Annotated in this window: 12 protein-coding genes and 1 tRNA gene; 3 read left to right on the top strand and 10 right to left on the bottom strand. The window is 38.7% G+C overall.

The genetic code is table 11. The annotated features are described in order from the left end of the window. The first annotated feature begins 4 nt into the window (after positions 1 to 4). The 3 genes from radC to N3D17_05970 are packed head-to-tail and all read left to right on the top strand — an operon-like array spanning position 5 to position 2,607. Positions 5 to 697, top strand: a complete 693-nt coding sequence (radC, locus tag N3D17_05960; GenBank protein ID MCX8082920.1) for a DNA repair protein RadC — start codon at positions 5 to 7, stop codon at positions 695 to 697. Further along, the gene (locus tag N3D17_05965) at positions 694 to 1,665 is read left to right on the top strand and encodes a GDP-mannose 4,6-dehydratase (protein MCX8082921.1); all 972 of its coding nucleotides are present in this window, start codon (positions 694 to 696) and stop codon (positions 1,663 to 1,665) included. Before radC ends, N3D17_05965 begins: the two co-directional genes overlap by 4 nt. A gap of 12 nt (positions 1,666 to 1,677) precedes the next feature. Further along, entirely contained in the window at positions 1,678 to 2,607 is a 930-nt protein-coding gene (locus N3D17_05970) for an NAD-dependent epimerase/dehydratase family protein (GenBank protein ID MCX8082922.1), read from the top strand. On the opposite strand, the gene N3D17_05975 is transcribed toward N3D17_05970, so the two are convergent. From N3D17_05975 to N3D17_06020, 10 genes are all read right to left on the bottom strand, one after another. After that, a complete protein-coding gene (locus tag N3D17_05975) occupies positions 2,596 to 3,279 on the bottom strand; it encodes a type II secretion system GspH family protein (GenBank protein ID MCX8082923.1) in 684 nt (227 codons plus the stop codon). The two genes, N3D17_05970 and N3D17_05975, sit on opposite strands and share 12 nt — an antisense overlap. Further along, positions 3,276 to 3,971 carry a HEAT repeat domain-containing protein gene (locus tag N3D17_05980; protein MCX8082924.1) on the bottom strand — a complete coding sequence of 232 codons (696 nt, stop codon included), beginning with the start codon at positions 3,969 to 3,971 and terminating at the stop codon, positions 3,276 to 3,278. Before N3D17_05980 ends, N3D17_05975 begins: the two co-directional genes overlap by 4 nt. Positions 3,972 to 4,254: 283 nt before the next feature. After that, positions 4,255 to 4,339: transfer RNA gene (locus N3D17_05985), tRNA-Ser, on the bottom strand. Between the two features lie 30 nt (positions 4,340 to 4,369). Further along, the gene (locus tag N3D17_05990; protein MCX8082925.1) at positions 4,370 to 4,549 is read right to left on the bottom strand and encodes a hypothetical protein; all 180 of its coding nucleotides are present in this window, start codon (positions 4,547 to 4,549) and stop codon (positions 4,370 to 4,372) included. Positions 4,550 to 4,795: 246 nt separating this feature from the next. After that, positions 4,796 to 5,821, bottom strand: a complete 1,026-nt coding sequence (locus tag N3D17_05995; protein MCX8082926.1) for a hypothetical protein — start codon at positions 5,819 to 5,821, stop codon at positions 4,796 to 4,798. Beyond that, positions 5,809 to 6,717 (bottom strand): hypothetical protein, encoded by a 909-nt coding sequence (locus N3D17_06000; protein MCX8082927.1) that lies wholly within the window; start codon positions 6,715 to 6,717, stop codon positions 5,809 to 5,811. The genes N3D17_05995 and N3D17_06000 overlap by 13 nt, the downstream gene beginning before the upstream one ends. A gap of 136 nt (positions 6,718 to 6,853) precedes the next feature. Next, entirely contained in the window at positions 6,854 to 8,314 is a 1,461-nt protein-coding gene (locus N3D17_06005) for a LamG domain-containing protein (GenBank protein MCX8082928.1), read from the bottom strand. Between the two features lie 4 nt (positions 8,315 to 8,318). Continuing rightward, the gene (locus tag N3D17_06010; protein MCX8082929.1) at positions 8,319 to 11,690 is read right to left on the bottom strand and encodes a hypothetical protein; all 3,372 of its coding nucleotides are present in this window, start codon (positions 11,688 to 11,690) and stop codon (positions 8,319 to 8,321) included. 41 nt (positions 11,691 to 11,731) lie between these two features. Beyond that, complete coding sequence (locus N3D17_06015) at positions 11,732 to 12,424, bottom strand: prepilin-type N-terminal cleavage/methylation domain-containing protein (protein ID MCX8082930.1); 693 nt, start codon at positions 12,422 to 12,424, stop codon at positions 11,732 to 11,734. A gap of 28 nt (positions 12,425 to 12,452) precedes the next feature. Then, positions 12,453 to 13,541: a GntR family transcriptional regulator gene (locus N3D17_06020; protein ID MCX8082931.1), complete on the bottom strand. Its 1,089-nt coding sequence runs from the start codon at positions 13,539 to 13,541 to the stop codon at positions 12,453 to 12,455. Between the last annotated feature and the right edge of the window lie 125 nt (positions 13,542 to 13,666).

The raw sequence follows: 13,666 nt of genomic DNA on the forward strand, positions 1-13,666 counted from the left end.
AAATATGGATAGATATAACATTCCTATTAAAAACTGGCCTGAAGATGAAAAGCCACGAGAGAAACTTTTAAGATACGGGGAGCATACACTTACAGATACTGAACTTCTCGCTATCCTTATAAGAACAGGAAGTAAAGGTGAGACAGCAATAGATATTGCCAGAAAGATAATGCAGCAGTTTGGTTCTTTCCGTAATATGAGCCATACAAGTATAAATAAGTGGAAGGACATAAAAGGTCTGGGCAGAGCAAAACTATGTCAGATAAAGGCAGCCATAGAGATAGGGAGAAGATTTAGAGAAGAGGAGTTGAAAGGGAAAAAAGTGAAATTATCAGGACCTGAGGATGTATTCTTTTTCCTTCTCCCACGGATGAGAGACCTGAAGACAGAGATTTTTGTTATACTCCATATGGATTCAAAAAACAGGATATTTGAAAAAACAGAGATAGAAGAGGGGACTGTTAATCAGGCAAATCCAATAGTAAGGGAGATATTCAGAAAGGCAATGGAGAATTTCTCGGTGTCTATTATATGTGTCCATAATCATCCTTCAGGGGATCCTTCTCCGAGTAAGGAGGATATAGAGTTTACAAAATCACTTGTAAAAGCAGGGGAGGTCTTGAATATAAAGGTGCTTGACCATATAATAATCGGAGAAGATACATATTACAGTTTTGCTAAAAGCGGACTTATATGAAAAAAATACTTTTAACAGGGTGTTGTGGTTTCATAGGAAGCAGGGTAGGCGAAATTCTGCTTGAAAGAGGATTTTCTGTCGCTGGTATTGATGAGATGAATGAGTATTATGATGTCCGACTTAAAGAATGGCGGCTTGCCCATCTTACAAAGTATAAAAACTTCAGTTTCATTAGGCAGGATATATCTTCTCCTGAATTAAAAAATGTTGTAAGGGATTTTTCACCGGATGCTATCATCAATCTTGCAGCGAGGGCAGGGGTTCGGGCGAGTATAAAGGACCCTTTTATATACTTTAAGGCGAATTTAGAGGGAACATTGAATCTTCTTGAAATAGCAAAAACCCTTAATATAAAAAATTTTATTCTTGCTTCCAGTTCTTCTGTATATGCAGGAGAAAAGATGCCTTTCAATGAGGATTTACCGGTAAATAAGCCTATTTCCCCATATGCTGCTTCAAAAAAGTCAGCGGAAGGGCTCTGCTATACATACCACTACCTATATGGTATAGATATGACAATATTCAGATATTTTACTGTTTATGGTCCCGCAGGACGGCCTGATATGAGTGTATTTAAGTTTATAAAAATGATAGATGAAGGGATTCCTTTAAAGATATATGGGGATGGAAACCAGAAACGGGATTTTACCTATGTGGATGATATTGCTGAAGGGACTATAAGAGGACTGAAGATAACCGGTTTTAATATAATAAATCTCGGAGGTAACCACCCATATTCTATCAATGAACTTATTTCTTTTATTGAGAAAGAACTGGGGAAGAAAGCAGTAATAGAATATAAGAGTTTTGAAAAAACAGACCTTGTTGCTACATGGGCTGATATTCAAAAAGCAAAAGACCTATTGGACTGGCAGCCGTTAACCGGACTTCCAGAAGGTATAAAGAAAACAGTCCAGTGGTATAAAGAAAATAAACACTGGTTGAAAAATATAAAACTTGTTGATTGAAAGGAGCACAGTATGAAGGTAATGGTGACAGGTGGGTGTGGATTTATAGGCAGTCATCTTACAGATAAACTTATAGAGAAAGGATACAGTGTTTGTATATTAGATAACCTTTCCACAGGAGAGATTAAAAACCTTAATCCGAAGGCAAATTTTTATCAGATGGATATAAGGGATAAAAATATAAAGGATATTTTTGAGAAAGAACAACCGGAATTTGTATTTCATCTTGCAGCCCAGATAAATGTGAGAAAATCAGAGGAAGACCCGTTTTTTGATATAGATGTTAATATCCATGGCTCTGTTAATGTTATCAGAGCATTTCTTAATGTAAAAAATAGAAAGAAGTTTATATTTGCTTCCACAGGTGGAGTTATGTATGGAGATACAGATATATTTCCTACACCTGAGACAGTAGAACCATTTCCTCTATGTCCCTACGGGATATCAAAACTTACTGTAGAGAAATATATGGTGTATTTTTCTGCTTTTTATAACCTTCAGTTTGTTTCCCTGCGATATGGAAATGTATATGGACCGAGGCAAAACGCCTATGCAGAGGCAGGTGTTATAGCGATTTTCTCTACCAATATACTTGAAGGGAAAACACCCACTGTGTTTGGAGATGGTGAGCAGACACGTGATTTTGTTTATGTAGATGATGTGATAAGGGCAAATATTACAATGATGGAAAATAAGGTTACAGGGATATTCAATGTAGGTACAGGTAGAGAAACAAGTGTAAACCAGATATTTGAGTATGTAAAGAATGCATCAGGAAAAGATGTAAAAAAGATTCATACAGACCCTAAAAAAGGCGAGATAAAAAGAAGTTGTCTCTCACCTGACAAGATAATCCGTATGACCGGATGGAAACCAGAGGTAGATATAGAAGAGGGAATAAGGAAGACATTTAACTGGTTTAAGGAAAATTCATTGAGATGATGATGCCTCCCAGTCAGGAGCACTCTGATAGACATTGTAGTCCCTGAAAGCGAGGTTTAATACCTTCTGTTGATAATTCTTGAAGTGCCAGAAGCATCTTACAATAGGTGTCTGTCCTTTCTTCTCTGTGTTATCTGCCTGCCATAACCTTGCCTCTTTCCAGGAGACAAAACCATTTTTGTCTCTGTCTGCCTGGTCAATTTCCTGTGCTGACTTATCCGATTCCCAGAAAAAACACTCATTAGGATTGAACTCATAGATATAACTGCATGCAACAATCTCTGGATTTCTCTCGTTAAATCCTGCTAATCCTCCTGTGTAGGGTGGTGTATAACCTGAACCAGGTATATTCTCCGGTGGGATATCATTTGCTTCAGGAAATGCCTCCTGTCCATGTCCTGTCCTGCCTTTATCTCTGTCTGTAAGGCATATAAAACTTCCCTTTGTAGAGATATAAGCAGGATATAAATTAGAAAGCCACGGTGGATAGTCAGCATAATCCTGGTAATACATCTCAATGGCATAAGAAAATTGTTTGATGTTGTTTATACAGTTTGCCTGTCTGCCCTTCTCTCTTGCCATTGAAAGAGCAGGAAGAAGTTGTCCTGCAAGTATAGATATAATGGATATAACAACAAGAAGTTCTATTAGCGTAAACCCCCGTTGTCTCATTTATTTTTCTCCTTTAACCCTTTTATCAAACTGTAGGCAAACTCCTTCATCTCTTTTTCAGGGTCATTATAGTAGATATTCCAGAGGGTGCTTTCTATATCATTAAAAGATAAATTTTGTACTGCTATCTGAAGCGCTTCTTTTCTAACAGAAATTATCTCTTCTTTCTCTTCTCCTGTTTTTAATAGTTTTAGATAGACCTCCCTGTCTTTTGACTTTTCCGCCAGGTCAAGTATCTTAAACTTTGTTTTTTCATCTTCCTTAGGTAATCTTTCAAGCAGAAGATGGATATTGTTTCTGTCCATCTTCAGTAGTGCCTCCATTACTATATCCTTTGTATCTTTTTCTGTGCTGTCTAAAAGAGAGATGAGTGTTTCCTTATCTATCCTTCCTATGCTCCATGCAGATGCCCTTTTGATATCAGGAGATGGGTCTTCTTTTAAAATTTTCTCAAGTTCAGGGATTGCCTGTTTAAGTCCCCGTCTTCCTACCTCATATATAGCAAACTTTCTTTCTTCTGGGTCTTGACTGTAAAGGTTTTTAATATAGAGTTTTGGGCTTGTAGTAGTTCCTTTTGTTGCATACCATACTGATAGACGTATAACAGAGATAGTAAAGACACCAATACATACCCAGAATACAATCTTTCTCTTTTTTGAAAGTCCGTTATAAAATCTCTTTATCTTTTCCATTGAAATCCATAAAATACACTATCTCTTCATCTAACTTTTCTACTTCCATATTTTCATTGTAATCCATTCTATTACTTTGTCAACCCTTTTCCATTTCTATCCTGGCAATAATACCATAAACTGTAAACTATGTACCCGGAATATACTAATCTGAGCGGAGAGGGTGGGATTCGGCGCCCTCGCCTCCCAAAACGGCTCGGGTCGGCCAGCCGCTGAAATTGCTCTTACTCATCGCAATTTCTTACTTCGCTCCCTTCGAATCCCTGTTGCTTGCTAATCTGAGCGGAGAGGGTGGGATTCGAACCCACGATCCGTTTCCGGATACGCGCTTTCCAAGCGCGCGCACTCGGCCACTATGCGACCTCTCCCTGAATAAATTAATAAATATTTACTTTATTTCAGGATGTCTTTGAAGAAATCTCATAGCCAGAATGAAGCCGTTTACAGAAAATTTTCTTTGCCAGTCGGTTTAATTCCCTGAAAGGGATTTTTTTTGCTTCAAACTCTTTCAGTTTTTCTTTTGCTTTTTTAATCTTTTTTCTATGGAGTTTTTTTATCTCATTTTTGTGCCTTCCCATAGGTACTCCTTTCTGCCATTTATTATATCCCGATAGTGTTCTTTCCGTCAATAAATCGTACGTATATAGTGTAGATACACTTTAAATTATTCTCCTATCCCTTGAGGGGAGAGGATATAAGGTGAGGGTGAGACCTCCGCTGTACTTTTCCTCCTCATCCTTAAACCTTCTCCCCCGAGGGAGAAGGTAATTTAGACATCCCCCTCCTAATATGGTAGGAATCTTGATCTTTTCTGCATAAATGAATTATATGCTTTTTACAAGAACCTTTTTCAGTACCTCTTTGCAGTAAGGACATCCATCACATCTTTTGTTGCAGCAAGATGTCTTTTCAAACCAGTCAGAAGGGAAGATGGAGTTGTCTATAATATAAGGAAAGATAATTTTACTGTGTGATGGTTCAAACAGGTCAAGGAGATTTCCTTCATACTTTTCATTACAGTACGCCTTTATTATCTTCTCAGGGTCCGGATTGAGCCTCGTAGCAAGTTTTACTGTATCAAAGTATTTTTCATAATAGTGAAGATCTTCAGGTCTTATCCATGAGTTTGTAAGCAGATATTTCCATCTTTCTTTATCTTTATAAAATGACCAGCAGTTTCCTGATACATCTTCTGTTATATTTTCTTTCGTGTATATCTCTGCCTCATGGGAGATGACATTATCGTGAAATATCTGAACAGGACAGAAACTGATACAACCACTGTTGGCAAGAAGATATAATTTTTTTCTGTTTTCATCACACCATCTTTTTAATTCTTTTATTCTTTCAAAGTCCCTGTTGTACTCTCTCTGAATAACAAAACTATCAAATAAGTCCCTTACCTGTTCCATCGCTTTTATTGTTCCGAGACGCATATTTACACTTGCTCTTACATCAATCTCTGGAAAGTTCTTTTTTACAGTAGAACTTACAACAGGAGAAAAAGAGGTTATAGAATCAATACCGATTTCTTCCTGTAGGTGTTCAATGATTGATATAACTTCGTTTACACAACTTACAGAAAGGGCATCAGCACCCCAGCAGGAGGCATTTAGAAGAAGATTGAGTTTTATACCTGACTTTTTAATTTTTTTAAGTTCATACTCTAACTGTTCCTGAGCATTCCAGTTAATATACCCAGATTTGTTTGCAACTGGTGCTCTTCCAGTTGGAAGATTGAGCCATGGGAAATAAACTTCTTCTATACGGCTTTTATATTTTTCAACGATATTAGAAAAGACATCTTCATCTCTTAATTGATAGCCAACAGAGAATTTTATTTTTCCCATTCCATATACCAGGGCTTTCTTCTTCTGAATTGATGCTTGAACTTATTCTTCAATTTTGATTCTTTTTCCAGATGTATCATACATGCTCTTATACATCCACGCGCGCCCTCCAGCGCTCTTGAGTATAATATTACCTGGGATGGCTCTCCGATAAATGGATTGTACTTCTTGTAAGGTTCCATTCCCTGAAATCCTTTAGAACATGCCTCTATATCAAGTTTTCCCCATTCCAGTTCTCTGTCTGCAATTTTTACTTTAACTGTCTCTTTTGTACTTATTGCACCTGCTGAACATTCCTTTGCACAGAGCATACACCTGTCACAAATTTTAGGTCCTTCATATATGGGGTCTGGTTCTAAAGGGGCATCTGTTAATATACAGGCAAACCGTTGTCGGGGTCCAAATTCAGGTGTTAAGAGAAGTTTACTGTATCCAATCTCACCGAGTCCTGCAAGATATGCAGCAATCCGGAAATGTATAAAAATATCAGGTGCTGGCTTTTCAGGTGATACAGGACAAGACCAGTTTTCTTTTAATTCACCCGTATGATATCTTACTGCAGTCCAGTCATAGTAGTCATTTGGTATGGGTGTTGCTTCATATCCATTATCCTCTATAAATCTTGTCAGGTGATAAAGAATAAAAGGGTTATAAATCATATTGATACTTCCATACCCCTGTGATGAGTATGAGAGAAAGTATGTTCCTTCTTCAATCCCTCTTAATGAACCTCTCGGAATCCTTAAACCAATAACTATCAGTGCCTTTGCGTCAGGGTTGATATATCTCGGGTCCATCTGTTTTGGTGCTCCTTCAAACCTGTTGATATCCGCAATACCTATAAGGTCAACCCCTAACTTTTTTCCTACCTCTTTTACCTTTTTAGAATTCAGCATTTTATTCCTCTTCAACAGCAGTTATTATAACACAATAAAGTTTTTATCAAGTACACTAGTTTCGGAAATAATTATTTCTGTATCCTTGTTTTAATAATGAGATATGTTTAAGAGAGAGGTTTTTAAAAAGGATGAATCATCGTGCGCTTGGGCATTCTGATAAAGTATTCCACAGAGTGATTTCAATCCTGCCTATCCATCCATCTATGGTATTTATACCCTGGCTGTCTGAACCGACAAAGAAATACTTATCCGTTGTGGAAGGAAGGGGAAAAGAATTTTCCTCTGCAACCTTCTTTCCGTCAAAATATAATCTTACACCACCACCCCATGAGACAGAGAATCGGTGCCATCTACCTGCTTCCACCGTTAGAGGGCATGACATTACATAGGACAATAACTTACCCCCTTCGATGCATTCAAATACCATTCGGCTACTTGGGTCAAGAATCAATCGGGTGCCACTGCGAGCATGTTGGTCCTGAGGAGAAAAGGGATTACAAACAACCTTGCTTGTATCAAATATCACCGCTGGTAACTGTAAAGGGTCTGAAAAACATATATCTATATCAACTGTGGACATATTTACATTAATATTTCCATAAGTAGGGAACCACAATGTATCACCTATCTGTGCTCTGCGGTTTAATCTCACTGCTTGTCTGCCATCTTTCTCCTCTATCTTTAATATAGAGTTGCTTCCTCCCAGACCATTTCCCAAAGAGAAATTTGCCACCAATCCATATCTAAAGTCGACAAAAAACATTGTCCTCTTTTTCTGCCAGTTATCCTTTTCTTCCTGGGAAGGGGAGGGGACTGTAGGAACAGAAGATAATACATCCACTTTAAGAGGAGTATCTGGTGGTATAAAGCTGCTGATATACCTCTGATGGTCAGATATCCTGAAATCGTCAAATGTACCGTCTGCTCCCAGACCCTTTCCATAGCCCGGGCTACCGAGTGCCATCCTGTCTCCAAGCATGCCAGGAATGTCCCATATGTCTGATATTGACACAAGATTTCCATCAATAAAGAGACGTGCTTCTCCTGTATCCCAGGATACCGCCATGTGTGTCCATTTTCCAGGCTTTATTACATCAGACTGGGAAGAATATTGCGTTATGACTTTTCCCTTTGTCTGGTAATCCAGCCGGTAGTCCCATATCAACCAGTTATACTGATTTTTGTAGAGACAGAAGCGGGTAGGGTCACCAGAGGTTGAAAAAAAGGTAATATATTTAAACAGATTGGGTCCCATAATATCCTCTGTGTCAGCCATAGTCCATTCAGGTCTAAACCAGAACTCAAGGGTTCCTTTTTCAAACTTAAAGTTCTCTTTTGTCGCATAGCTTATAGCAAGTGCAGGAACATTTCTGCCAACGAATAATCCTCCGCCGTACTTACCCTCAACAAGTTTTACGCTGCCTTCCTCCATATCATCAGCCATGCGGAAGGTTCTGTCTCCTTTTGCAAATACTGCATCATAAGTCCCATCAAAGTTAGCCAGAAATATTGTGTCGGTGCAGGAATTAGTAGCCAAAGATAATAAAATCAATCCCGCCATCACCGCAGAAAATACCCTGTTTTCAATATACATTTTGTTATTCCCCAAGTATAAGTTTACCAAAAAGTGAAGCGTCTTTAGAATTATCTACACCACCTGCCCACAGCATCTGCACTTTACGATAACTGTTATCTTTATCTGCATCATTTATGCCAATATCAAAACCGAATGTTGTGCCTGGTGTGGGTTTTAGCGAGGGGAAGTTGGAAAAGGGAAGTGTGATAGATACGGTATAGCCATCTTTTAACCTCTTTGAATTAACCACTACTCCTGCAAGTTTCCCGCCCGCTGGAGAAGAGATGTGAAACATTGGCGCAGGATAATCATCAAGAACAGGTACTATCATAAGGTGGTACACATTTTCAGTATAATCTTTCTTTCCCTGTTGCTCGGCAGGACGTGCATCAATCCATATCTCCACACAGTCCCCATCATACGCCCGTGGTGGATATTTCCATGCTACCGGGTTATGTACCTCATTGTCATATACCCTGACTTTTACATATAGATTTTTCTCATCGTAGTAAACAACAGCCATACCAGAAAGGTCCTCACTTCCTTTCCAGTCACTTACTATTTTTTCATCGCGTAATACCTCTGTATAAGGTACTCCTATTACCACCTGCTCAGGTGAATTTATCTTTACGGGGAAATTTTTGGTATCTTCCCATTCACTTAAATCTCCATCCGCTTTATATCCTGACTTAATTCTGGCCGCGGTTGTATATTGTTTTATGTTAATTTGTGTTTTTTGCGATAACCTGTTTATAGCACCTGTTGCCGGCAAAAAGATGACATTTATCTGTTTTGTGCCAAGCAATCCGGAAGGTACTGAAATCTCAAAAGTATATTCACTGGTTTCTCTGGACTGCAGAGAAAGTGTTATAGCAGAGGGTGTTTGGAAACCTTCCGGTACCTCTATATTAAGTGTGCCACTGAGAACTTCTTCCAGAGAATTGTACATCTCTACCTTAACTCTGCATGGCTGTCCTGGATATACAAAAGCAGGGTCTACCAGTGTCCGCATGATAGGTCTGCTGCCAGCTGGAACGGAAGAAAAACCACGTACATAAACAGGTGTAAAAGAGAGAGGAAGAGACAGTAAAGGACCTGTTTTCTGTGCAGCGACTGGATTACCGTAAATATCTATTACCTCTATATTATGTCCACTGCCTGCTTCCATATAAACTGTTTCCGGGTTCTTGTATGTCCATGCCACAACAACATAGTCGTTTTTTATGTTGTTATAGTAAAGATATGCAAACAGATAATTTGCTCCCAGATCTATCCTTTTTACAAACCTGTATCCACTTAAAATACCTATTATGTTTGTATAAGCCACTGTGTCTAATGTTGGGATATAAGCGGCATATTTTAAACTGCCAAATGCTCCACCCTGGTTACTCCACCAGAGAAAGTATTTACATCCTACAGCGTCACTCAATACCCTCGCTCTGATTAAAGCTGCAGCAGAGGTGAAATAGTCATGAAAAGTAGGTCTTCCATATTCCTTCATTAAAGGAATTACCGTCTCCCACTTGCCTGATGCATCAAACTCTTCTGCAGTCATTGGATAACCTTGCTCATCAACGCCAAATTGCATCAGTGTTGAATCGCTTATTTCGGTATTGGCAAGCGATGTACTTGCACCTGCCTGTTTGAGTATTTCCATCGTCTGCAGGATAAGGTTTTCATCAATTATTCTTGAATATTTCCATGCTGTCTGTAGTTCTGCAAAAGGATAAAGATGCATACCGTAATAATCTGCATAGCCGGCAGTATCTTTTGCCACATCCTGCTGCCATTTCTGGCTTCCTCCCATCCCTGAACATATTTGTATGGAAGGGTCTACCTTTTTCAATGTTTCATAGGATGCTCTTACAAGTTCCGCATATTGCTGTGATGGACCATAAAAATACCCGCCTGCAGGGTCATTCCAGTATGGTTCATTCCATACCTCATAATGATAAACTTTACCCTTGTATCTTTCACCCAACCTTCTCACATAATCTTTATAAGCACTAATGTCCTCCGGACATGCCCATGTTCTCTTATTGTAGTCAGGATACTTATCAACGGGGAATCTCTTTACCTGCCAGTCAGGGGGACCCACCAGCATAAGTGTTGGTTCCCTTCCATTACGGATGGCAGAATCAATGAGAATATCCAGAACTTCAAAGTCCCATTTTCCTGGTTCGTATTCAAGGTTCCTCCAAGGGCTGAATAGTTCAAATCGCATCCATTTCTCATAAGGTGCAGGGTTGAATCCCTGAGATACGACCAGGCCATTGGGAGTGTTTTCAGGAGGTATCTTTGCAGGGTCTATACCGAGCGTAGCAGCGAATTTAATATATTGTTCATGTAAAATTTTACCTGTAGATTCTTTAAGTTTGAAAGTACCCCAGAAAAGACCCTTCTCTTTGATGGAATTCATATCAAACATGACTGTTGAGATACCTCCAGCAGGTACACTTACAGGATATTTTTTCTCCAGCACACTTTTTCGCTTTAAATTGTTCACTGTACCTTCCAGAGTTAATTGAGCATCTTTATCTGTATGGTTGATGATATAAAAAGGTATTTCAATTTTCTCCTGTGCCAGAAATATTGCCTCCGGTCTGCCAGGACGAGCAAAAAAGGAGATATTATCACCATAATTAGTTATTGCTGTCTTGCCTGTAAGATTACCATCAAAAGGGACATAAAGGCGTGTTGAATTGGTTGGTTGCCACGCATTGCTACCTGCTACGAGGGTCTTTACATCAGCACTATCAGGTCCTTCTTCAAGGACGACAAGTTCATCTAAAATAATACCGTTTGGTGCAGTAATCCTGACTGTTGTATTTCTGCCATCTAGGTTACCAGGGAGAATTTTTGTATCAGTGATTGTTGCAACAATCTCACCATCAAGATAAATCTGTCCCTTTTCATTGTTCCAGGTATATACAAGGTGATGAAACTTTTCATGAGCATTTTTATCCATCTGTTTTGAAAAGCAGGTACTGGGGCTTTGGTTCTCTTTTTTAACACTTACCTGTATGTACCTGGGAGGTTTTTCACTTACAGGAGACCCTGCATGAATGAGAAAGTTTACCGAGTTTTTACCATCGCTAAGAATAAGGAAATTCTGCCACTCATACATCCATAACTGCCTTAGAGGTCTAAATCTTATAGAAAGCGTACACTTTTTTACCTCTCTATTCGCAAAGACCACAGGGTATAATGGACCATCTGCTTCAATTATGAGTGCCAGTCCCTGTCCAAATACTCCTGGGCGATAGGTTCCAGGGTCCCGTGAATAAAGTTCAGGGATGTCAAATACAGAAGCCATCAGACCAGTTATATTTATAAAGAATAATGCCAAAACAGCAAGAGATATTTTATAAAGATAACACCTTCTTCTTTTCATTACCATTTCTCCTTTTTATATATATATCGCATCTTCTATAATTAATAATACTCATCCATAGTATCACCGGAGATTCTTTCAACCCTGAAACATTTAGCGGACATTGCATTTCTGGGCTCCCACTTCACATGTCCATCCCAGAAAAGGAAGTTCGCTCCACCATTATGGCACCAGTTTACTCCACTAGGGTTAGGATACTGAGTATTATTATTCCAGTCATAAATAGATACATGGTACCTGAAACAATCGCTGAAAACCACAAGTTTTGATGCCTTACCACTCCTCTCTATATAACTCTGCCAGTACCAGTTACTCTTACCCGCATAGGTAATGTACCAGCCAAGCCAGTCAGTATAGCCGTAGTTCATATAAGGGTTATATAATTTATCAGAAGTTGGACAGTCAAGTATATTCCCTGGTTTCTGCCAGTTATTACCATTCAGGTATTGTTTTGCAAATGCAAAATTGTTATCATACCAGGTACATGCTGCTGCACCTGGATGACTGTTATAATAATATGTGAATGGTTTTCCCTCATGGTCCTGCACATATAACAAAAACGCCACTCCTATCTGTTTCAGGTTGCTTATACACTTTGCCTGTCTTGCCTTTGCCCTCGCCTGAGAGAGTGCTGGTAGCAAAATTGCAGCGAGGTTTGCAATTATTGCTACCACTACCAGCAATTCTATCAGGGTGAACCCTTTCACCCTTACTGCATTTTTCCATCTTTTCATCTTACACCTCCATTTTCTGTTATCTATTCTAAACAGAGCCACCTGGCTCTGATAACACAGGGACATTACTTCTCTTGTAAACCACTTCCACAGGTAAAAATATCTTCTCTCTCTTTTTTTCAAATATCTGCTTCTTCAACAATTCAAAAGCAACCTTACCTAACCTTTCATAAGGTAGATAAATATAAAGAGGATATGAAATATGCATGGCAACAAACGGAATAACTGTAGGTTTCCACCCGTCTGTCTTTGTCTCTTTCATAAACCTCATTGCCCCTTCCCCTGCCATCACAGAAACAAATATCAGCGCATCTGGCCTTATACCCTCTGATAACTCATAATACTCCCTCATCAACTCATAACCATCTGCCTGAGTGATAACATTCTCCTTTATGAACCCACCCTCATATACTACACCTTTACCTTCAACAAACTCTTTATACCCGTCTATCACATACTCCCTGCTTCTCTTTATACCCAATCTACCTTCACCCCCAACTGCAACCACTATCTTTTTCTTTTCCAAACCATATAATATCTCGCATACGTCCTTTATCGTAGAATTAAAATCAAAACTGATACAGGCAACCTCTTTATCCGAATAAACATTATATACAGAAACAACTGGTATCCTCTCTTCAATAAAAAATCTTATATCTGAAGATGGAAGTGGAGAAAGAATAATAAGCCCGTCTATCTTTCTCTTGGAAACAATATGATAAAGTGTTGAGTTCTTATTGGATAGTATTGGTTTTTCTCTTGTAGTATAAAGATGGAGATGGTAGTTATCATTTCTTGCCTCTTCTTCTATACCACTGACTATCCTGGATATAAATGGCTCTCGCCAGTCATATATATTAAAGAAAACTATCCCTACCTCTTTGTTTAATGATTTACCAGGAGTTTTTACTATACTGCCATAACCTACCTTTCTTTCCAGTAATCCTTCCTCTTCAAGTTCATTTAACACACGCCTTGCAGTAGTATTTGAAACATTGTATCTATATATAATCTCTCGCTCAGAAAAACTCTTCACCGCTCCTGAAAGAATACCCCTTTTAAGTTCCTGTTTAATCCTTATGTATGCAGGCTCTTTTAACATCTTCATCTTTTCCATTCTTTTTCTAGTTATAACCCTATTATACCACAAAAAAAATTCTTGTCAAGCGAACTTACAGATAGGGTACATAGATAATATTTATTTGAATATTTTGAATTTTATATCTTCCGGACATCCAGAGG

Source organism: bacterium (genome assembly GCA_026414725.1).
Classification (GTDB): Bacteria; Ratteibacteria; UBA8468; order B48-G9; family JAFGKM01; genus JAAYXZ01.